The organism is Crossiella sp. S99.2 (assembly GCF_023094165.1).
GTDB lineage: Bacteria > Actinomycetota > Actinomycetes > Mycobacteriales > Pseudonocardiaceae > Crossiella.
This window is the reverse complement of sequence record NZ_JALMDK010000021.1, coordinates 55,256-75,767: the sequence shown is the minus strand read 5'-3', so window position 1 is coordinate 75,767 and position 20,512 is coordinate 55,256. Positions and strand designations below refer to the sequence as shown.

Below are 20,512 nucleotides of genomic sequence, written 5' to 3'. Positions count from 1 at the left end.
GACGCAGCCGTGGACATCGCCGAAATCATCGGACTGGTCCTGGCTGCGGTGGCCATCGCCATCGCGTTGCTCGCCTGGCGGCGACTGCGGTTGCTGCGCCAGGGCGGCATCGATGTGGCCCTGCGCGACCAGCTGGGTGAGAAAGAACGTGGCTGGCACCTGGGCATCGGCAAGTACCGCGGGGACGAGTTCACCTGGTACCGGGTGCTCAGCCTGCGGTCCGGTCCGGACAAGGTGATCAGCCGGGCCGGACTGGAGATCGACACCCGGCGCGAGCCGACCGGGTCGGAGACCTACGTGGTCCCGGCCGGGTCCACCGTGCTGCGCTGCCGGGGCGAGGACCTGGAGCTGGAGCTGGCCATGCCGGCCGACGCGCTCACCGGTTTCCTGTCCTGGCTGGAATCGGCCCCACCCGGCCGCTCCATCCCCTGGGCCTCCTGACCCACCCGCACTGACAAGTTGGCCCAACCGGTACGCCCGGTTGGGCCAATTTGGCGTACGAGTTGGGCCAACTCGCCGGGGGTCAGCCGTTCTTGCCGGGCTCCCACAGCACGTCGCCGTCCGGGTTGGCCACCCGGGCCAGGATGAACAGCAGGTCGGAGAGCCGGTTCAGGTACTTGGCGGCCAGCTTGTTGGTGCGCTCCGCGTCGACCTCCAGCAGCGCCCAGGTGCTGCGCTCGGCCCGGCGGGAGACGGTGCGGGCCTGGTGCAGCAGGGCCGCGCCGGGGGTGCCGCCGTTGAGGATGAACGAGTTCAGCTTGCCCAGCCTGCCGTTGAACTCATCGCACCAGCCCTCCAGCCGGTCCACGTAGGCCTGGGTGATGCGCAACGGGGGGTACGGCGGATCGGGCACGATCGGGGCGCACAGGTCCGCTCCGACGTCGAAGAGGTCGTTCTGGATGGCCTGGAGGACCGGCGCCACGTCCTCGGCCAGGTTGCCGAGAGCGAGGGCCACACCGAGCGAGGCGTTGGTCTCGTCGACATCGGCGTAGGCGGCCAGCCGGGGGTCCGTCTTGGGAACCCGGGCGCCGTCGCCGAGCGCGGTGGTGCCGTCATCGCCGACACGGGTGTAGATACGCGTGAGGTGCACCGACATGTCCTGCACAGTACGGGTTTCGGTCACGCTCCGGGTTGCCCATACGATGGGTCATCGTGGGTGAGCATTTCCGGGTGACGGGTGGCGCACGACTGGTCGGCGAGGTCGACGTCGTAGGCGCGAAGAACAGCGTGTTGAAGCTCATGGCGGCCGCGTTGCTGGCCGAGGGCACAACAACGATCACGAACTGCCCGGAGATCCTGGACGTCCCCTTGATGGGCGATGTGTTGCGGGGCCTCGGCTGCGAGGTGGAGATCGTGGGCGACGTGGCCACCATCACCACGCCAGCGGAGCTGAACCACCGCGCGGACTTCGCCTCGATGAGCAAGCTGCGCGCCTCGGTGTGCGTGCTGGGCCCACTGGTGGCCCGCTGCCGCAAGGCGGTCGTCGCGCTGCCCGGCGGGGACGCGATCGGCTCCCGGCCGCTGGACATGCACCAGGCCGGCCTGCGCAAGCTGGGCGCCACCAGCGGCATCGAGCACGGCTGCGTGGTGGCCGAGGCGGAGAACCTGCACGGCGCGCAGATCTGGCTGGACTTCCCCAGCGTCGGCGCCACCGAGAACATCCTGATGGCCGCGGTGCTGGCCGAGGGCACCACACTGATCGACAACGCCGCGCGCGAGCCGGAGATCGTCGACCTGTGCGTGATGCTGCAGCAGATGGGCGCCAAGATCGAGGGCGCGGGCACCTCCACCCTCACCGTGCACGGCGTCTCGAAGCTGGAGCCCACCGAGCACCGGGTCATCGGTGACCGCATCGTCGGCGCCACCTGGGCCCTTGCCGCCGTTGCCACCCGTGGTGACCTGCACATCAAGGGCGTGGACCCGCACCACCTGGACCTGGTGCTGGAGAAGCTGCGCGCCGCGGGCGCCGAGGTCACTCTGACCGATGAGGGTTTCCGGGTGGTGCAGGACGGCCGCCCGCAGGCGGTCGACTTCGTCACGCTGCCCTACCCGGGCTTCGCCACCGACAACCAGCCCTTCGCCGTGGTGCTGGCCGCGGTCTGCGAGGGCACCTCGATGATCACCGAGAACGTCTTCGAGGCCCGCTTCCGCTTCATCGAGGAGATGATGCGGCTGGGCGCGGACGCGCGCACCGACGGCCACCACGCCGTGGTCCGCGGCGTGGAGAAGCTCTCCAGCGCACCGGTCTGGGCCTCCGACATCCGCGCGGGCGCCGGCCTGGTCATCGCCGGTCTGGTCGCGGAGGGCGTGACCGAGGTCTGGGACGTCTTCCACATCGACCGCGGCTACCCCCGGTTCGTGGAGAACATGCAGCGCCTGGGCGCCGACGTGCAGCGGGTCAGCGCCGACCCAGAGCGCTGAGCCCGGCGCCGCACCGCTCCGCCGTGTCACCCGCTGTGAGGAATTGCACGGTGCAGCGTGGTTACCGGCCAGTACGCTAACTCGCACACACAGTGGTGAGCGAGGTGGCGAGATGCCGTACCCGACCGATCGCGAGCGCGACCGTCCGTGGGTGATGCGCACGTACGCGGGCCACTCCTCGGCGGCGGCGTCCAACGCGCTCTACCGGCGGAACCTGGAGAAGGGCCAGACCGGGCTCTCGGTCGCCTTCGACCTGCCGACCCAGACCGGGTACGACCCGGACCACGAGCTGACCAAGGGCGAGGTCGGCAAGGTCGGTGTGCCGGTCAGTCACCTCGGCGACATGCGGCAGCTCTTCGACGGCATCCCGCTGGACACCGCGAACACCTCGATGACGATCAACTCCACCGCGATGTGGTTGCTCGCCATGTACGTCACGGTCGCCCAGGAGCAGGCGGTCGAGGCGGGTGAGGATCCGGCGGCGGTGCTGGGCAAGCTGTCCGGCACCACGCAGAACGACATCATCAAGGAATATCTCTCCCGCGGCACCTACGTCTTCCCGCCGGGGCCGAGCCTGCGCCTGATCACCGACATGGTGGCCTGGACGGTGCAGCACGTGCCGAAGTGGAACCCGATCAACATCTGCTCGTACCACCTGCAGGAGGTTGGCGCGACGCCGGTGCAGGAGGTCGCCTACTCGATGTGCACGGCGATCTCGGTGCTGGACGCGGTGCGCGATTCCGGGCAGGTGCCGCCGGAGCGTTTCGGCGCGGTGGTCGCGCGGATCTCCTTCTTCGTCAACGCCGGGGTGCGTTTTGTCGAGGAGATGTGCAAGATGCGCGCGTTCGGCCAGCTCTGGGAGGAGATCACCGAGCAGCGCTACGGGATCACCGATCCCAAGCAGCGGCGGTTCCGCTACGGCGTGCAGGTCAACTCGCTCGGGCTGACCGAGGCGCAGCCGGAGAACAACGTGCAGCGGATCGTGCTGGAGATGCTCGCGGTGAGCCTGTCCCGCAACGCCCGCGCCCGCGCCATCCAGCTGCCCGCCTGGAACGAGGCACTCGGCCTGCCGCGGCCCTGGGACCAGCAGTGGGCGCTGCGCATGCAGCAGGTGCTGGCCTATGAGACCGATCTGCTGGAGTACGAGGACCTCTTCGACGGTTCGCCGGTGGTGGCGGCCAAGGTGGCGGAGATTGTCAGCGGGGCGCGCGCGGAGATCGACCGGGTGCAGGCCATGGGTGGCGCGGTGACCGCGGTGGAGAGCGGCTACATGAAGTCCGCGCTGGTCAGTTCGCTGGTGGAGCGGCGGCGGAAGGTGGAGTCCGGCGAGGACGTGGTGGTCGGGGTGAACAAGTTCACCACCACCGAGCCGAGTCCGCTGCAGGCCGAGGGCGCCAAGGCGATCGAGTCCATCGACCCCGAGGTCGAGCGGCACGCGGCCGAGGCGGTCGCGGCCTGGCGGGCGGACCGCGATCAGTCCACTGTGGACAAAGCGCTGGGCGAGCTGCGGGACGCGGCCAAGACCGAGACCAACCTGGTGGCGGCCACCATCGCCTGCGTCAAGGCCGGGGCCACCACCGGCGAGTGGGCCGGTGCGCTGCGCGAGGTTTTCGGCGAGTACCGGGCGCCCACCGGGGTGGCCGCGGCCTCGGCCGCCGGACCGGCGGGCGCGGCACTGGCCAAGGTGCGCGAGCGGGTGCTGGCCGCGGGCGAGGACATCGGTTCCCGGCTGCGCATCCTGGTCGGCAAGCCCGGCCTGGACGGGCACTCCAACGGCGCCGAGCAGGTCGCGGTGCGCGCTCGGGACGTCGGCTTTGAGGTGGTGTACCAAGGGATCCGGCTCACTCCGGCGCAGATCGTGGCCGCCGCGGTGCAGGAGGGCGTGCACGTGGTCGGGCTCTCCGTGCTCTCCGGCTCGCACCTGGAGGTGGTGCCCGCGGTGGTCGAGGGCCTGCGCGCGGCCGGCGCGGAGGACGTGCCGGTGATCCTGGGCGGCATCATCCCGCCCGCGGACGCCGAGATCCTGGTGAGCAAGGGCGTGGCCAGGGTGTTCACCCCCAAGGACTACGAGCTGACCGACATCATGGACGAGATCGTCTCGGTGGTCCGGGAAGCGCACGGATTGCCTGCCAGGTAACGAACTCCGGTGGCCTCGTCGGGCTCGCAGGCCGACGAGGCCACCGGTTCCATCACAGGCTCGCCAGCACCGCGGCGGTCGTGGTGACCTCGCCGAAGTTGTGGTGGATGTTGGCCGCGGTGGCCCTGGTGAACTCCGCCGCGGTGATCGCCGAACCGTCCGGCGCGGTCTCGTCGAAGGTGAAGGTCGCGTCCAGGGCCAGCCGCAACCGGTAACCCAGGTCGCCCGCCACCCTGCTGGTGGTCTCCACACACCGGTTGGTCTGCACGCCCGTGGTCACCACCTGCTGGATCCCGTTGTCCTGCAACCACTTGTGCAGGTCCACATCGCCGTGGAAGGACGAGTGCGCGCTCTTGCGCACGGTCAGCGTGGGCACGATGCCGTCCAGTTCGGGCTTGAGCGCGTTGCCGGGAGTGCCGGGCGCCAGCGGTGAGCCCGGCACGGCGGAATCGTGGTGCACCACCACGATCGGCAGTCCGGCGTCCTGCCAGGCGGTGGCCAGCGCGCGGATGTTGGCCTCGGCGGACGGATTGTTGCGACGGCCCCAGTAGGCGCTGTCGTCGAAGCCGCGTTGCACGTCGATCAGGATGAGTGCGGTGGTCATGGCATCGAGTCTGCGGGGCGGGCGCTTCCCGAGGGGAGTGGCAGAACTGGCACGATGCGCTACTTTTCTGCCATGTACACCGTCGGCCTGCTCGTGCTGCCCGGCACCCGGACCTTCGACGTCGCGGTGCCCGCCGAGGTGTGGGGCGTGGATCGGATGGACGGCGCGATCGGTCCGTTCGCGCTGCGCACCTGCACCCCTGGTCGCAAGCCGGTGACCATGCACCCGGTCGGTGAAATCCGGGCCACGCATGGGCTTTCCGGCCTGCTGGACTGCGATCTGGTGCTCGCGCCGGGCCGGGCCGACCCGCACGCACCGGTGCCGCCGAGCGCGATCCGGGTGCTGCGCCAGGCGCACGCGGCCGGGATCCCCCTGGCCTCGCTGTGCTCCGGCGCGTTCACCCTGGCCGCCGCCGGATTGCTGGACGGCCGCCCGGCCACCACACACTGGCGGTTCCTGGCCGCGCTGGCCGAACGCGCGCCGGCGGCCGAACTTCGCCCGGAGGTGCTCTTCACCGACGACGGCGACGTGCTCACCTCGGCGGGTGTGGTCGGCGGGGTCGACCTGTGCCTGCACCTGGTCCGCCGGGTGCACGGCGCGGCGCAGGCCGCCCGGCTGGCCAAGCGGATGGTGATGCCCGCGGCGCGTTCCGGCGGGCAGCGGCAGTTCGTGGACACCCCGCTGCCGCGCCGCCCGGAGGGGCCGGACATCGCGTCCACTGTGGACTGGGCGCGGCGGCGGCTGGCCGAACCCCTTGGTGTGCCGGAACTCGCTGAGCGGGCCGGGATGAGTGAGCGCACCTTCCACCGCGCGTTCGCCGCCGCCACCGGCACCACGCCGGGCCGCTGGCTGCTGGCCGAGCGGCTGCGCTTCGCCCGGCAGTTGCTGGAGACCACCGGGCTGCCGGTGGCCAGGGTGGCGCAGCGGGCCGGCCTGGGCACCGCGGCCAACCTGCGCCGCCGCCTGCACGCCGAACTGGGCGTGGGCCCGGCCGCGTATCGCCGGACCCATCAGGTGTCCTGACCCACCCCGGATTCCAGCAGGTCGAAGGCGCGGTCGATGTGCGCGCGCCGCCGGGCCACCGTCTTGGCCGGGGTGCCGTCCAGGATCGCCCTGGCGTTGGCGTAGAACACCGCGCGGACGGTGGCCAGCAGCATGCCCGCGATCTGCCAGGCGCGCGGATCCCGTTGCCCGCCAAGCAGATCCACCAGCGCCTCCTCGGTGTCGCGCAGGTGCTCCAGCAGCCGCAGCTGGAGTGCGGGGCTGGCGTTGATCACGCTCCAGAACCGGCCGAAGCCGTCCACCGCGCCGGAGAGCGCGTGGTTGGCCGCGGTCAGCTGGTGGCACATCCGGCGCACCGCGGCGGTCACCGACAGCTCGCCGCGGCCGGTGATGGCCGTGGTCAGCACCTCGATGATCTCCTCGTGCCGATCGAGGTAGAGGTCTTCCTTGCGCGGGAAGTAGTTGAACACGGTCATCTTGGACACCTCGGCCGCCTCGGCGATCTCGGCCACGGTCACCGCGTCGAAGCCGCGCGCGATGAACAACTCGGTGGCGACGTTGGAGATCCGTTGCCGGGTCTCGCGCTTCTTTCGCTCCCGCAGCCCCATGTCCATGCCGGAAATGTACCAAACATATAATTTGACTCGGTAAAAGTTTCGCTGGACTCTGGGCACATGACCGAACCGGTGATCGTGGTCGGCGCAGGCCCGACCGGACTGATGCTCGCCTGCGAGCTGCGCACGCACGGCGCGGAGGTGCTGGTGCTGGAACGGCTTGCCGAGCCGAGCCAGGTGATCAAGGCGGGCGCGATCAACACCCGCACGGCGGACACCCTGGCCAGGCACGGTCTGCTGAGCGAGGTGCGCAGGGCCGTCGCGGTCAACCTGGCCAAGTTCATCGAGCTGCTGCGCTCGCGTGATCCGGACCTGCCCGAGGACTACCGCCCACCCGCCTTCGGCGGTCACTTCGCCGGGCTGACCGGGCTGGACCTCGCCCGGCTGGATCTCACCGATCCCGACCTCAGCCCGCGGTCGGCCGAGGGCGTGTATCCGATGACCCAGCAGGAGGTCGAGGCCATCCTCGGCGGCTGGGCGGCCCGGCTCGGCGTGCCGGTGCGCCGGGGTGTGGAGCTGGCCGGGTTCAGCCAGGACGCCGACGGGGTGACCGTGACGCTGGCCTCCGGCGAGCGGCTGCGCGGCAGTCACCTGGTCGGCTGCGACGGCGGTCGCAGCCAGGTGCGCAAGCAGGGCGGCTTCGCCTTCCCCGGCACGCCGGCGACCATCACTGCCTACCAGGCCATGGTCGAACTGGACGATCCGGCGGCGCTTTCCCTTGGCTGGCAACACCTTCCGGGCGGCGTGCTGGTCTGGGGCCCGACCCCGGGCCGGTTGCTCACGGTGGAGCTGGACGGCCCGCCCGCCGACCGGGACGCGCCGATCACCGCCGCCGAGCTGACCAGGGCGGTGCGCCGGGTCAGCGGCACCGAGGTCACCGTCACCGGGGTCAAGACCGCCACCCGGTTCACCGACAACGCCCGCCAGGTCCCGGACTACCGCGACCGCCGGGTGCTGCTGGCGGGCGATGCCGCGCACGTGCACGCGCCCTTCGGCGGCCAGGGCCTCAACCTGGGCCTGCAGGACGCGGCCAACCTGGGCTGGAAACTGGCCGCGGTGGCCACCGGCACCGCCCCGGACGCGCTGCTGGACACCTACACCGCCGAGCGCCACCCGGCCGCCGCGTTCGTGCTGCGGATGACCAGGGCGCAGGTCGCGGCCATGCGGCCGACCCCGCAGGCGGGCGCGCTGCGCGAGGTGATCACCGACCTGATGGACACCGTGGACGGCAACCAGTACCTGACCAAGTTCATCGCCGGGCAGCACACCCGCTACGACCTGGGCGGCGGCCACGAGCTGACCGGCCGGTTCGCCCCGCCGCTGGACCTGCCGATCCACCCGGGCTGGGTGCTGGCCGACCTGACCGGCGATCCGGCGCTGGCCGAGCTGGCCGGCCGGGAGATCAGGGTGTTCCCCGCCCGCGATCCGCTCCGGCCGGAACTGGCCGCGGTGCTGATCCGCCCGGACGGCTACGTGGCCTGGGCCGCCGACCGCGACCGGCCGGACCAGGAGGGCCTGCTGACCGCGCTGGACACCTGGTTCGGCGCCACGCTGACCGCGGCGGGCTGAGGCGCTACCGTCGGCGGCATGGCCGACTACCGCAACCTGCTGGTCTCGCTGGACGGGAACATCGCGCGGATCACCATGAACCGGCCGGACCGGCGCAACGCGCTCTCCGGCGAGCACCTGGCCGAGTTGCAGCACGCCTTCGTCAGCGTCGCGGACACCGCGGCCACCGGCATCGTGCTGGCGGGCAACGGCCCGGTGTTCTCCGCCGGCCACGATTTCGCCGACCTGGTCGACCGGGATCTGCTGGGCGTGCGGGAAATGCTGCGGCTGTGCACGAAGTTGATGCACACCATGCAGTCCATCCCGCAGGTGGTGATCGCCAGCGTGCACGGCCTGGCCACCGCCGCTGGCGCGCAGCTGGTCGCCTCCTGTGACCTGGCGGTGGCCGCCGAATCGGCCGGATTCGCCCTGCCCGGCGGCAAAGGCGGCTGGTTCTGCCACACCCCGGCGGTGCCGGTGGCCCGCGCGGTCGGCCGCAAACGCCTGATGGAACTGGCCCTCACCGGCGATGCCATCGACGCCCGCACCGCCGAGTCCTGGGGCCTGGTGAACCGGGTGGTGCCCGACGCCGAACTCGACGCGGCCGTGCTCGACCTGCTTTCCCGCGCCACCAGGGGAAGTCTGGCCAGCAAGGCACTGGGCAAGCAGACCCTCTACGCCCAGCTGGACCGGCCGGAGGCGGACGCCTACGCGATCGCGCTGGAGGTCATGGCCGCCGCCTCGCAGACCGAGGGCGCCAAGGAGGGCATGACCGCGTTCCTGGAGAAGCGCAAACCGGTCTGGCCGGACTAGGCCCTGGCGCCTAGCGCCGGACATGAAGTCGTGACCTGTTGCGGCCAGGTCCGCTTTGCCGACTCGGTTGGGTATCGTCGCTGGTAACAGCGAGTTTCGCCTGCTTCGCTGGAGCGCATGGCCGCAACTGTGAGCGTCAGCAAGTACCACCGGGCCGTCATCGAGGACGGCGTCACCGCCAGCGTCGCCGACGGACATCTGCTGATCTCCGACGCCAGCGGTGTGGTGGTGGCGATCTACGCACCCGGACACTGGGTCTCGGTCAGCCTCACCGAGATCGAGGAAGTCGCGCTGGAGCAACCGATCGGCGTGTACTAGCCGCGGTGCTCGTGCAGCAGCAGCAAGGTGTACGCGGCGATCGACTGCGCGTCGGTCACCTGGCCCGAGGCGATCATCTCCTCGAACTCCGCCCGCGCGAACCAGGCCGTGCGCATGTCCTGCTCCTCCAGCTCGCGCGCGGGTTCGCCCGCGGTCAGCTCGGTGGCCAGGAACACCCGGCCGCGCTGGCTGGACATGCCCGGCGCCACGTCCAGCAGCCCAAGGTCGACCATCCGCCCGGCCCGCAGACCGGTTTCCTCACGCAGTTCCCTGGCGGCCAGCTCGGCGGTGTCCAGCTCGACCCGGTCCGGCGCGGTGCCCTGCGGGAACTCCCAGCGGCGCAGGCCCAGCGGGTAGCGGTACTGCTCGACCAGGTGCAGCCGCTCGCCCTCCAGTGGGATGACCAGGGCGTAGTCGGGCTTGTCCACCACGCCGTAGATGCCGAGGGAGCCGTCGGCGCGGCGGATGCCGTCCTCGCGCACCGTCATCCAGGCGTTCGCGTAGACCTCGCGGGTGTCGACCTTGTCCACGCCGCCCAGACTAGGCGTCCTGGTTGAGCCGCGAACGCCGCCTGCCGTAACCGAAGTAGACCACCAGGCCGACCGCGGTCCAGATCAGGAAGGCGATCCAGGTCTTGGCGCCCAGGCCGACGATGAGGATCACGCACAGCGCCAGGCCGAGCAGCGGGACCACCGGCATCAGCGGGGTGCGGAAGGAGCGCGGCAGGTCCGGTTTGGTCCGGCGCAACACCAGCACACCCACGTTGACCAGTCCGAAGGCGACCAGGGTGCCGATGCTGGTGGCGTTGGTCAGCTCGCCCAGCGGGACCAGCGCGGCCAGCACCGCGACCAGCACGCCGACCACCAGGATGTTGGTGGTGGGCACCGAGCGGGCGCCGACCTTGGCGAAGACCGGCGGCATCAGGCCGTCCCGGGACATCGAGACCAGCACCCGGGTCTGGCCGTAGAGCACGGTCAGCACCACCGAGGCGATCGCGATCACCGCGCCCACCGCGAGCACGGTGGAGGCCCAGCTGGACCCGGTCACCTCGGCCATCACCGTGGACAGCGAGGCGCCCTTGGCACTGAGCCGGTCCACCCCGATCGCGCCGATCGCGGTGAGCGCGACCGCCACGTAGACGAAGGTCACGATGCCCAGCGAGATCATGATCGCCCGCGGCAGGTCGCGCTGCGGGTTGCGCGCTTCCTCGCCCGCGGTGGAGGCCGCGTCGAAGCCGATGAAGGAGAAGAACACCGCCGAGGCGCCACCGGCGATGCCGGCCAGGCCCTCCGGCGCGAACGGGGTCATGTTGCCGGAGTTGAACGCGGTGGCCGCCACCGCGACGAAGAAGATCAGCACTCCGACCTTGATCATCGTGGTGACCGTGGTGGCCCGCGCGCTCTCCCGGACCCCGGCGATGAGCACCGCGGTGGCCAGCAGCACCACCACGGCCGCCGGGATGTTCACCACGCCACCGGCGCCGGGCGGTGCGGCCAGCTCCTCCGGGATCCGCACCCCGACGGTGGCCTCCAGGAACACGTTCAGGTAGCCGCCCCAGCCCACCGCGACCGCGGCCACCGACACGCCGTACTCCAGCAACAGGCACCAGCCGCACACCCAGGCGATGAGTTCGCCCAGGGTGGCGTAGGTGTAGGAGTAGGCGGAACCGGACACCGGCACCGCGCCGGCCAGTTCGGCGTAGGAGAGCGCGGAGAACAACGCGGCCAGTGCCGCCAGCGCGAAGGAGACCACCACCGCGGGCCCGGCCTTGGGCGCGGCCTCGCCGAGCACCACGAAGATCCCGGTGCCCAGGGTGGCCCCCACCGACAGCGAGACCAGGGAGATCAGGCCCATGCTGCGGCGCAGGCCGCTGTGCGCGCCCTCGCTGGTGAGTTGCTCGACCGGCTTGGTGCGCAACAGGCTGCGCTGACTGTTTGGCGGCACGAGGCGCGAACCTACCGGCCGGTCCGGGCCGCCTTCCAGTCCGGTGTGACTTGTCGAATACGGCCCCAGGGCTTGAACACCGAGATCACCACCATGAGCAGGATGGAGACGTTGTTGAAGATCGATCCGCCGAGCAGCTTGTTGCGCACCTCGAAGTAGGCGGGCCCCTGGGCCGGCGCGAGTTCGACCGCGGCGCCGATCCAGCCGCCCAGCCAGATCGCGCTGAAGACCATCAGCAGGATGGTCGCGACCAGCTTCACCACGATCCACCAGTGCCGGAACACACCCCAGTTGGACCGCCAGGCCAGCACCACGCCGGAGACCAGGGCCAGCAGCACCAGCGGGATCAGCAGCCAGATGTCCAGCGTGTGCCCGATCTTGTGGGCGGCCACCCGCACCCCGGCGTCCGCGGTCGTCCGGCTGATGATGTTGAGCACCAGCTGGCACAGCGCCACGCCGAACCAGCCCACCCCGCTGCCCAGGTGCAGGATGTCCCACCACCGCTTGGCCCGCCTGCCCAATCGTGTCGTCATGGCAGCTCAGCCTGGCCGCCGGCCGGTTCCGGAACCATGTGGCAGACCGGTGGATCCAGGGTGCGGCGAGCCCCACCGGAGCGCCGGTGGAACGGCTGTGCCAGGCAGTCACTAACCTGTCGCGGTGCGCCTTGTGATCGCCCGCTGCCAGGTCAACTACGTCGGACGGCTGACCGCCCACCTGCCCATGGCCAATCGGCTGTTGCTGATCAAGGCCGACGGTTCGGTGTCGATCCACTCCGACGACCGCGCGTACAAGCCGCTGAACTGGATGAGCCCGCCCTGCTGGCTGATCCAGGACCCCGGCGTGTGGACCGTGCAGAACAAGGCGGGGGAGAAGCTGGTGATCACCCTCGAGGAGGTCATGCACGACTCCGCGCACGAGCTGGGCCCCGAACCCGGCCTGGTCAAGGACGGCGTCGAGGCGCACCTGCAGGAGCTGCTGGCCGAGCACATCGTGACCCTCGGCGACGGCTACACCCTGGTCCGCCGCGAGTACCCGACCGCGATCGGCCCGGTGGACATCATGGCCCGCGACGGCAAGGGCGGCGCGGTGGCCGTGGAGATCAAGCGCCGCGGCGAGATCGACGGCGTGGAGCAGCTGACCAGGTATCTGGAGCTGCTCAACCGGGACCCGCTGCTGTCCCCGGTCCAGGGCGTGTTCGCGGCCCAGATCATCAAGCCCCAGGCCCGCACGCTGGCCGAGGACCGCGGGATCCGTTGCGTCACGCTGGACTACGACGCGCTGCGCGGCATCGAATCGGACGAGTTCCGCCTGTTCTGACCACAACTCCGCCGGGGCGCCGCTCGCGCGTGCCCCGGCGGAGCTGAGGACTCAGCTTTCGGCCAGCCCGCGCCGCACCCAGTCGGCCACCACCCGCACCGACTCGGCCAGGCTGATGTCGGTGGTGTCCAGCAGTTCCATCGGTGGCTCCATGGTGGCCGCGGTGGCCCGGACCCACTCGTTGAACTCCAGCATCTCGCTGATCCGGTCCGCGTCGTCCCACTCCCGCCAGGCCGGTCGCGCGCGCAACCGCTTGGCCAGCAGGTCCGGCGCGCAGGTCAGCGCCAGGTAGTGGATGTCGCCGAGGAAGGCGCGTTCGGGCAGCCGCTCGAACTGCACCGGCACCACGGTGCCGCACAGCACCACCGGGCGGCCGCTCTGGTTGACCATGGCCACCATGCGCAGCCAGGTCGCGCGGAAGACCCGGTAGTCATCGGCCGGGTCCTGCAACCCGGCCGACCACAGCACGTCCTGTTCCATCACCACGACCGCGTCACCCAGTTCGGCGGTCAGCATCTTGCCCACGGTGGACTTGCCGGTGCCGCTGGGGCCGGTGAGCGCGAACATCGGCAGCCGCAGGAACGGCTGCCGATGCCCGCACCGCACGCAGAGCAAAACCGGGTCGCCCGGCAGGACCACCGGGACCTCGGCCTTGTCGCCGCAGTTGACGCAGATCTTGAGGTCCACGGGGCTGGGGCCGGGAATCAGTCGAACAGCCCTTCCAGGAAGCTCTTCTTCCGCTTGTGGCCGTAGCCGTGGCCGCCGTAGGGGGGCGGCGAATCGCGGTGGCCTGGCCGGTGTCCGCCGTAGGGCGGGGGCGAGTCACGGTGGCCGTGACTGCCGCGGTGGCCATACGGCGGCGGCGAGTCGTGCCGGTAGCCCGGCATCGGCGGGGGCGGCGGCGGGACCGGTGCGGCGGCGTAGTAGGTGCGCTCGGCGCCGGCGATCTGCTCGAGCTCGCCGCGGTCGAGGAAGATCCCCCGACAGCCCTGGCACTGCTCGATGTGCACCCCACCGCGGTCCACGGTCTGCATCACGTTCTGGCACTTCGGACAAATCACATATGCAAGGTTACGCAGCTTTGGCGCGTATGTGGTGGAGGCATCCACCGGGCAAAAAATTGAAAGCGCTCTCACCTGCATCGATGGAGATGCCTCTGACCTCTGTGTCGCTGCTTTGTCAAGGAGGGATTACGGTACCGCCGTCACGTCGGATGACGACCGTGCTGACCTTGGAGGTGGAGCCCGGGTGGAAGCGCTCGCCGCTTCGAGCCTGCGTCTAGACGCAAGCCTGCTCGACTACGCGTTGCTCGCGGTGTACTTCGTGCTGGTGCTGGGAATCGGGTATATGGCCCGGCGTTCGGTGTCGACCAGCCTCGACTTCCTGCTCTCCGGCCGTTCGCTGCCGGCGTGGGTGACCGGCCTGGCCTTCATCTCGGCCAACCTGGGCGCCCTGGAACTCATGGGCATGACGGCCAACGGCGCCCAGTACGGCCTGGCCACGGTGCACTACTACTGGATCGGCGCCATCCCGGCCATGGTCTTCCTCGGCCTGGTCATGATGCCGTTCTACTACGGCTCCAAGGTCCGTAGCGTTCCCGAGTTCATGCGGCGCCGCTTCGGCAGGCCCGCGCACCTGGTCAACGCGCTGAGCTTCGCGGTGGCCCAGGTGCTCATCGCGGGCATCAACCTGTTCGCCCTCTCGGTGATCATCAACGTGCTGCTCGGCTGGCCGATCTGGCTGTCCATCGTGATCGCCGCGGTGGTCGTGCTCGCCTACACCACCATGGGCGGGCTGTCCGCGGCCATCTACAACGAGGTGCTGCAGTTCTTCGTCATCGTCGCCGCGCTGGCGCCGATCACGATCATCGCGCTGCACAAGATCGGCGGCTGGGAGGGCCTGGTCGCCAAGGTCACCGCCAGCACCGGCGGCGCGAACAACCTCTCCACCTGGCCCGCCAGCGATCTGACCGGTATCGCCAACGGCACGCTCAGCGTGATCGGGCTGGTCTTCGGCCTCGGCTTCGTGCTGTCCTTCGGTTACTGGACCACGAACTTCGCCGAGGTCCAGCGCGCGATGTCGGCCAAGAGCATGTCGGCTGCCCGGCGCACCCCGATCATCGGCGCCTACCCCAAGGCGCTCATCCCGGCGATCATCATCCTCCCCGGCATCATCGGCGCGGTGCTGGTGCCGGACATCGCCGCGATCAAGGCCGGTGACCACAGCTCGGGCGCGGAGTACAACCAGGTGCTGCTGTACCTGATGCGCGACCTGTTGCCCAACGGTGTGCTGGGCGTGGCCATCGCCGGTCTGCTGGCCTCGTTCATGGCCGGTGTGGCGGCCAACGTCAGCTCGTTCAACACGGTCTTCACCTACGACCTGTGGCAGGACTACGTCCGCAAGGACCGGCCGGACGAGTACTACCTGCGGATCGGCCGGCTGGCCACCGTGGGCGCGTGCGTGATCGCGATCGGCACCGCCTTCATCGCGGCCAACCTGGGCGGGTCCAACATCATGGACTACATCCAGGCGCTGTTCTCCTTCTTCAACGCACCGCTGTTCGCCACGTTCATCCTGGGCATGTTCTGGAAGCGGATGACCCCGACCGCGGGCTGGGTCGGCCTGGTCGCGGGCACCCTGGCCGCGGTCACCGTGTGGCTGCTGGCCGAACCGAAGCTGGGCATCCAGGTGCTCGACCTGCCCGGCCAGGGCGCGAGCTTCATCGGCGCCGGCGCGGCGTTCGTGGTGGACATCCTGGTCAGCGTGGCGGTCTCGCTGGTCACCAAGCCCAAGCCGGACGCCGAACTGACCGGTCTGGTCTACAGCCTGACGCCGAAGGAGACCCGCACCCACTCCACGACCGGCGACGACGCCGGCTGGTACCGCTCGCCCGCGCTGCTGGGTGGCGGGGTGCTGGTGCTGACCATCCTGCTCAACATCTTCGTCGGCTGAGGGAGGGACCATGGCTGAACAAGCAAGCGAGACCAAGCGCGCCACCGGGATGGCGGGTCTGTTCGACCTGCGCCTGATCATCGCGCTGTTGTTCGGGATCTACGGGGTGGTGCTCACCTTCGTGGGCCTGTTCGACACCACGGCCGCGGACCTGGCCAAGACCGGCGGGATCAACATCAACCTGTGGACCGGCGTGTCCATGCTGGCGGTCACCGCGTTCTTCGTGATCTGGACCGTCGCGCGCCCGTTGCGGGTGCCGACGGAGGCGGAAGCCGCCGACGACGCCACTGGCGCCGGCGGGCACTAGCCGCTGGCTCAACGGTTGGTCCGGCGGTGCGGGTAGACCGGGTTGAACGCCTCCAGCGTCCAGGCGTCCACCCACCGCACCGCCCGGCCCAGCCTGGCCCGCACCGGCCGGGTGCGAGTCGCGGCGTTCCTGGTGTTGCGGTCGCTCATCTTTCTCCTTCTCGAGTTCCTCTTCGTCGAGCGGCCAATCCGCTCACCTAGTTAATCGCTCCAGGCTTCTGGATCGTTCCCGAAACGGTCCGTGATCTGGCGCACGGCCGGTGAGCTGGGGTTTTTACGCGTCTGTTGACTTGCGGTAACCGGATCGCGAGGTTGCCGCTAGCACACGCCACCGACAGGAACGCCGCTCCGGCCCGGGAAACGGGCGAGTTGTCCACAACCGACGGGTTGTCCACAGGTCGGGGCGAGGTCGCTGTTGCCGGGGCGGCCGGTCTGGCAGCGTCGTTGCCGTGGCGCGGAAAGCCACGGACCCCAGCCAGTGCCAGCCAGTCGAGGAGCACGACATGTCGGTATTGCTTGCGCGGAGCGGACACCACGCCCACCCGGCGCGCCCACCTCACCTCGCCCCACCACCCGCCGCCCGCCACCAGCCGAATCCGTGCCGCCCAGCCCCTCGCCCGCCCCCTGCCCTCGCCTGAGTCGCCCCTGTTCGGCGGGTTCGGCACACGGGCCTGGCATGGGCTCGCTACCGTGCACCTCGTGTCCCGCGTGAAGCCCGTGCCCTCCCTGCTCGCCGCGTTCGCCCTGCTGGCGAGCGTGGCCGCCTGTGGCGCCGAAGTCGACCTGGCCAAGACGAACTTCTCGCGGTCGACCATCCCGGCCGCCGAGTCCTCCGGGGGCAGCAGTGGCTCCGGGGTGCCGGAGGGCAAACCGGTGGATCCGGCGTTCGCGCCGGACAGGCTGCGCAAGGTGGATCCGTGTGGGGTCATCGACGCCGAGACCGTGGCTGAGCTGGGTGAGGCGGGCGCGCCGACCGCCACTGGGTACGACGAGTGTTCGGTGACCTTGCGCAAGGACGGGAAGACCTCGTCGATCAAGGTCGAACTCGGCATCAACATGCTGCTGGAGAGCAAGCGGCTGACCAAGGACGTGGGTGGGCTCAAGGCGGACCAGTCGGTCAACCAGACCTTCTGCGACCACAAGATCATGGTTCAGGAGGGCACGTACTCGCTGGGGATCAGCGTCTCGTTGCGCACCGAGGCGGCCAATCGCTGCGACCTGAGCAACAAGGCCGGCGCGGCGGTGATCAACCGGATCAAGAGCAATCCGCCGCAGCGGAACGCCGAAGCCGGGGTGCTGGCCCAGATCGACACCTGCACCGTGCTCGACCAGATCGCGCTGGCCGAGGTGCTGACCAACGTGCCGTCGATCTTCCCGTGGCGGCTGCACCAGTGCAGCTGGCGGCGGACCGACGGGCTCTCGCTCAAGATCAACCTGAGTGTGGAGACCAATCCCAAGAACGCCAAGGGCTCGTTCGCGCCGGAGGAGGTGAAGGTCGACGACAGCCTCACCGTCTACAAGAAGTACTCCGACACCAGTCACCCCCGCTGCGAGATCTCCTGGCCGTACCGCGCCACCGAGGGCACCAAGGCCGAAGTGGTGCAGGTCGAGGTGACCAACGTGCCCAACACGGCGGGATATGACGCCTGCGGCAAGGCCATCGGCGTGGTCAAGGCGCTCAAGGCGAAGTTCCCCAAGGTCTAGGTAGCGGCCCCGAGGTCCCCGGAGGGCGGGCTGACAGCACCCCGCACGGACGACTACTGTGCGGTAACAAGGTCCGTGCGACGTTGAGCTGGTTGAGCTGTCGGAGGCGCCGATGACCGGGGCGGTACGCGAACAGGCCGAGTCCTTCACCTCGTTGGACCCTCGGACCTCCGAGGTGGTCGGCGAGTACCCGGTGCACTCCGCCTCGCAGGTGCGCGCCGTGGTGGAGCAGGCGCGGGAAGCACAGCTGTGGTGGGGCGAGCTGGGGTTCGCCGAGCGGAAGAAGCGACTGGACGCCTGGCGGCACCTGCTGCTCAAACGGCTGGACGAACTCGCCGGGGTGATGTGCGCCGAGACCGGCAAGCCGCTGGACGACGCGCGGCTGGAACTGGTGCTCGTGGTCGACCACCTGCAGTGGGCGGCCAAGAACGCGGAGAAGGTGCTCAAGCGCCGCAAGGTGTCCTCGGGCGTGCTGATGTCCAACCAGGCATCCACGGTGGAGTACCTGCCGCTGGGCGTGGTCGGGGTGATCGGGCCGTGGAACTATCCGGCGCACACGCCGATGGGGTCCATCTCCTACGCGCTCGCGGCCGGCAACGCGGTGGTGTTCAAGCCGAGTGAGCTGACCCCAGGGGTCGGTGCCTGGCTGGTCAGCACCTTCGCCGAGGTGGTGCCGGAGTGGCCGGTGTTCTCGCTGGTCACCGGGTTCGGTGCGACCGGGGCGGCGCTGTGCACGTCCGGGGTGGACAAACTCGCCTTCACCGGGTCCACCGCCACCGGCAAGCGGGTGATGGCCGCCTGTGCCGAAACGCTGACGCCGGTGCTGGTGGAGTGTGGCGGCAAGGACGCGCTGATCGTGGACGCCGACGCCGACCTGGAGGCCGCGGCCCAGGCCGCGGTGTGGGGCGGGATGGCCAACGCTGGGCAGACCTGTGTCGGCGTGGAGCGGGTGTACGTGGTCGACTCGGTGGCGCAGGAGTTCATCGAGCGGGTGACCCGGATCGCGGGGCGGCTCAAGCCCGGCGCCGAGCCGACCGCGGACCTGGGTCCGATCACCATGCCGAGCCAGGTGCCGATCATCCAGTCGCACATCGAGGACGCGCTGAGCAAGGGCGCGATGGCCGTGGTCGGCGGCAAGGAATCGGTGCGCGAGCCCTACGTCGAACCGGTCGTGCTGGTGGACGTGCCCGAGGACTCGCTGGCGATCACCGAGGAGACCTTCGGGCCGACCCTGACCATCAACCGGGTGGCCGATGTGGACGAGGCGATCCGGCTGGCCAACGGGGTGCGCTACGGACTGGGCGGCGCGATCTTCTCCCGCGCCCGCGGCATGGAACTGGCCCGCAGGTTGCGGGCGGGCATGGTCGCGGTCAACTCGGTGGTCTCCTTCGCCGCGGTGCCCGCGCTGCCCTTCGGCGGCATCGGCGACTCCGGGTTCGGGCGGATCCACGGCGCGGACGGCTTGCGCGAGTTCGCCAGGACGCAGGCGGTGACCCGGCAGAAGTTCAAGGCGCCGTTGCAGCCGATGTCCTTCGCGCGCGGCTCGCGGACGGTTCGGCGACTGCTGCGGATCCTGCGATTGGTGCACCGGCGCTGAGCTGAGGGCTGAGGCGCGGCGCGGTTGGCGCCCGGTCGGGCAGCGGGCGTGCCGGGCAGGCGGCTGCGCTGAGCAGGCGGCCGAGCCGGGCAGCCATGGTGCGCCCGGCAGCGTGCAGGGGGCGGCCGATGGCGCGCCCCCTTCGCTTGCCGCTGTGCTCAGGCGAGCAGGCGTTCCAGGTCGCCGAGGATGGACTCCGCGGAGAGCACGCCCAGGCCCAGGTACCAGGTCTCGTCGTTGACGGGGTGGGACCTGCCTGCCTTGACCGCGCTGAGTTGCTGCCAGAGCGGGGAGCCCTGCACGTCCTTCTGCGCGGTCTTGGCCGGGTCGCCGTAGGTGCCGATGAAGATCACGTCGCCGTCGGCCTTGGCCAGGTTCTCCGCGCTGACCTCCACCGCGAGGTCGTCGACCTTCTGCGGTTCCGGGCGGGGGAGCCTGGCGTCCTTGAGCACGGTGCCGATCAGCGACTTGTCCGCGTACAGCCGGATCTTGCCGGGCATGAACCGGACCATCGACACCGTGGGGCGCTTGCCCTGTTTGGCCTCGATCTTGTTGCCGGTGACGAGGGCGTGCGCCTCGAAGTCCTTGATCATCTTGTCCGCGTCGGCCGAGCGGTCCAGCGCGGCGGCGTTGAGCCGGAAGTTCTCCTTCCAGGTGTACCCAGGACGGAGGCTGAACACGGTGGGCGCGATGGCGGAGAGGACCTTGTACTGGGCCTCGGCGCGCAGCTTGGAGCCCAGGATCAGATCCGGCGCCAGCTTCTTGATCGCTTCCAGCTTCAGCGCGTTGGCGCTGCCCACGTTCTCCGGGGTGCCCGCCTTGTCGCGCAGATAGGCAGGCATCTCGGGGCTGCCCTCGGTGAAGGCCACGCCGACCGGCTTGAGGCCCAGCGAGACCACGTTGTCCAGCTCGCCGGTGTCCAGCACGATCACCCGCTCCGGGCGCTTGGGCAGGGTGGTCTCGCCCATCCCGTGCTTGATCACCCGGGGGAACATCCCTGGCGCGGCGGTGGTGCCGAACTGGGCCGACTGCTCGCCAGCCTTGCCGAAGTCGGCGCCGCCGACCGCCACCGCGGGCACGTCCGCGGGCTTGGCCCCGCCGCAACCGGCGAGCAGGACGAGCAGCCCGCCCATCACACCCGCCGCGAGCCGTCTGGTCCCGTTAGTCACCGGTTTCTCCTGCCTTCCTGAGGTTAGGCTCACCATAACTCCGGGAAAGTGCTCGTCAGGCACATC

The 20,512-nt window shown here is 70.1% G+C and carries 22 protein-coding genes; 12 read left to right on the top strand and 10 right to left on the bottom strand.

What is annotated here, in order from left to right; all coding sequences use genetic code 11:
* Positions 1-9: 9 nt before the first annotated feature.
* Positions 10-441, top strand: coding sequence for a DUF2550 domain-containing protein (locus tag MZC64_RS44430; RefSeq protein WP_185009515.1), 432 nt, complete (start codon positions 10-12; stop codon positions 439-441).
* Positions 442-523: 82 nt separating this feature from the next.
* Here the strand turns inward: MZC64_RS44430 and MZC64_RS44425 are convergent, their stop codons facing one another.
* A complete protein-coding gene (locus tag MZC64_RS44425) occupies positions 524-1,096 on the bottom strand; it encodes a cob(I)yrinic acid a,c-diamide adenosyltransferase (RefSeq protein ID WP_247765573.1) in 573 nt (190 codons plus the stop codon).
* 56 nt (positions 1,097-1,152) lie between these two features.
* Between MZC64_RS44425 and murA the strand changes: the two genes are divergently transcribed.
* Positions 1,153-2,421 carry a UDP-N-acetylglucosamine 1-carboxyvinyltransferase gene (gene murA, locus MZC64_RS44420; RefSeq protein WP_247765574.1) on the top strand — a complete coding sequence of 423 codons (1,269 nt, stop codon included), beginning with the start codon at positions 1,153-1,155 and terminating at the stop codon, positions 2,419-2,421.
* A 43-nt stretch (positions 2,422-2,464) separates the two neighbouring features.
* Complete coding sequence (locus MZC64_RS44415) at positions 2,465-4,558, top strand: protein meaA (RefSeq protein WP_374205883.1); 2,094 nt, start codon at positions 2,465-2,467, stop codon at positions 4,556-4,558.
* Positions 4,559-4,610: 52 nt separating this feature from the next.
* Here the strand turns inward: MZC64_RS44415 and MZC64_RS44410 are convergent, their stop codons facing one another.
* Positions 4,611-5,162 (bottom strand): isochorismatase family protein, encoded by a 552-nt coding sequence (locus MZC64_RS44410; RefSeq protein ID WP_247765576.1) that lies wholly within the window; start codon positions 5,160-5,162, stop codon positions 4,611-4,613.
* A 72-nt stretch (positions 5,163-5,234) separates the two neighbouring features.
* On the opposite strand from MZC64_RS44410, the gene MZC64_RS44405 reads away from it, so the two are divergent.
* On the top strand, positions 5,235-6,185 hold the full coding sequence (locus MZC64_RS44405) for a GlxA family transcriptional regulator (RefSeq protein WP_247765577.1): 951 nt from the start codon (positions 5,235-5,237) through the stop codon (positions 6,183-6,185).
* Here MZC64_RS44405 and MZC64_RS44400 read toward each other — a convergent pair.
* Positions 6,173-6,778 (bottom strand): TetR/AcrR family transcriptional regulator, encoded by a 606-nt coding sequence (locus MZC64_RS44400; protein ID WP_247765578.1) that lies wholly within the window; start codon positions 6,776-6,778, stop codon positions 6,173-6,175. The genes MZC64_RS44405 and MZC64_RS44400 overlap by 13 nt on opposite strands.
* A gap of 60 nt (positions 6,779-6,838) precedes the next feature.
* Between MZC64_RS44400 and MZC64_RS44395 the strand changes: the two genes are divergently transcribed.
* The 3 genes from MZC64_RS44395 to MZC64_RS44385 all read left to right on the top strand — a co-directional run bounded on the left by MZC64_RS44395 (position 6,839) and on the right by MZC64_RS44385 (position 9,457).
* A complete protein-coding gene (locus MZC64_RS44395) occupies positions 6,839-8,347 on the top strand; it encodes an FAD-dependent monooxygenase (RefSeq protein ID WP_247765579.1) in 1,509 nt (502 codons plus the stop codon).
* A gap of 18 nt (positions 8,348-8,365) precedes the next feature.
* Complete coding sequence (locus MZC64_RS44390) at positions 8,366-9,139, top strand: enoyl-CoA hydratase-related protein (protein ID WP_247765580.1); 774 nt, start codon at positions 8,366-8,368, stop codon at positions 9,137-9,139.
* Between the two features lie 117 nt (positions 9,140-9,256).
* On the top strand, positions 9,257-9,457 hold the full coding sequence (locus tag MZC64_RS44385; RefSeq protein WP_247765582.1) for a hypothetical protein: 201 nt from the start codon (positions 9,257-9,259) through the stop codon (positions 9,455-9,457).
* Here the strand turns inward: MZC64_RS44385 and MZC64_RS44380 are convergent.
* From MZC64_RS44380 to MZC64_RS44370, 3 genes are read right to left on the bottom strand one after another with little or no spacing between them, the layout of a single operon-like run.
* Positions 9,454-9,945: an NUDIX domain-containing protein gene (locus tag MZC64_RS44380; protein ID WP_374205888.1), complete on the bottom strand. Its 492-nt coding sequence runs from the start codon at positions 9,943-9,945 to the stop codon at positions 9,454-9,456. The two genes, MZC64_RS44385 and MZC64_RS44380, sit on opposite strands and share 4 nt — an antisense overlap.
* A gap of 52 nt (positions 9,946-9,997) precedes the next feature.
* Positions 9,998-11,401: an amino acid permease gene (locus MZC64_RS44375; protein WP_247765585.1), complete on the bottom strand. Its 1,404-nt coding sequence runs from the start codon at positions 11,399-11,401 to the stop codon at positions 9,998-10,000.
* A gap of 11 nt (positions 11,402-11,412) precedes the next feature.
* Positions 11,413-11,934, bottom strand: coding sequence for a hypothetical protein (locus tag MZC64_RS44370; protein WP_247765587.1), 522 nt, complete (start codon positions 11,932-11,934; stop codon positions 11,413-11,415).
* Positions 11,935-12,058: 124 nt separating this feature from the next.
* Here MZC64_RS44370 and nucS point away from each other — a divergent pair, with 124 nt between their 5' ends.
* Positions 12,059-12,718, top strand: a complete 660-nt coding sequence (gene nucS, locus MZC64_RS44365; protein ID WP_247765589.1) for an endonuclease NucS — start codon at positions 12,059-12,061, stop codon at positions 12,716-12,718.
* Between the two features lie 51 nt (positions 12,719-12,769).
* Here nucS and MZC64_RS44360 read toward each other — a convergent pair whose 3' ends face one another.
* Both MZC64_RS44360 and MZC64_RS44355 read right to left on the bottom strand, forming a co-directional pair.
* Positions 12,770-13,405 carry an AAA family ATPase gene (locus MZC64_RS44360; RefSeq protein ID WP_247765590.1) on the bottom strand — a complete coding sequence of 212 codons (636 nt, stop codon included), beginning with the start codon at positions 13,403-13,405 and terminating at the stop codon, positions 12,770-12,772.
* Positions 13,406-13,422: 17 nt separating this feature from the next.
* Positions 13,423-13,779 carry a zf-TFIIB domain-containing protein gene (locus tag MZC64_RS44355; RefSeq protein WP_308301139.1) on the bottom strand — a complete coding sequence of 119 codons (357 nt, stop codon included), beginning with the start codon at positions 13,777-13,779 and terminating at the stop codon, positions 13,423-13,425.
* A 187-nt stretch (positions 13,780-13,966) separates the two neighbouring features.
* Here MZC64_RS44355 and MZC64_RS44350 point away from each other — a divergent pair, with 187 nt between their 5' ends.
* Positions 13,967-15,670: a sodium:solute symporter family protein gene (locus MZC64_RS44350; RefSeq protein WP_247765592.1), complete on the top strand. Its 1,704-nt coding sequence runs from the start codon at positions 13,967-13,969 to the stop codon at positions 15,668-15,670.
* A gap of 10 nt (positions 15,671-15,680) precedes the next feature.
* Positions 15,681-15,977, top strand: a complete 297-nt coding sequence (locus tag MZC64_RS44345) for a hypothetical protein (protein WP_247765593.1) — start codon at positions 15,681-15,683, stop codon at positions 15,975-15,977.
* Positions 15,978-15,985: 8 nt separating this feature from the next.
* Here the strand turns inward: MZC64_RS44345 and MZC64_RS44340 are convergent, their stop codons facing one another.
* Complete coding sequence (locus MZC64_RS44340) at positions 15,986-16,126, bottom strand: hypothetical protein (RefSeq protein ID WP_247765595.1); 141 nt, start codon at positions 16,124-16,126, stop codon at positions 15,986-15,988.
* A 549-nt stretch (positions 16,127-16,675) separates the two neighbouring features.
* On the opposite strand from MZC64_RS44340, the gene MZC64_RS44335 reads away from it, so the two are divergent.
* The gene (locus tag MZC64_RS44335) at positions 16,676-17,680 is read left to right on the top strand and encodes a hypothetical protein (RefSeq protein WP_247765597.1); all 1,005 of its coding nucleotides are present in this window, start codon (positions 16,676-16,678) and stop codon (positions 17,678-17,680) included.
* Positions 17,681-17,792: 112 nt separating this feature from the next.
* Complete coding sequence (locus MZC64_RS44330) at positions 17,793-19,277, top strand: aldehyde dehydrogenase family protein (protein WP_247765598.1); 1,485 nt, start codon at positions 17,793-17,795, stop codon at positions 19,275-19,277.
* Positions 19,278-19,435: 158 nt separating this feature from the next.
* Here MZC64_RS44330 and MZC64_RS44325 read toward each other — a convergent pair whose 3' ends face one another.
* Positions 19,436-20,446, bottom strand: a complete 1,011-nt coding sequence (locus MZC64_RS44325) for an iron-siderophore ABC transporter substrate-binding protein (protein WP_247765600.1) — start codon at positions 20,444-20,446, stop codon at positions 19,436-19,438.
* Positions 20,447-20,512: the final 66 nt, after the last annotated feature.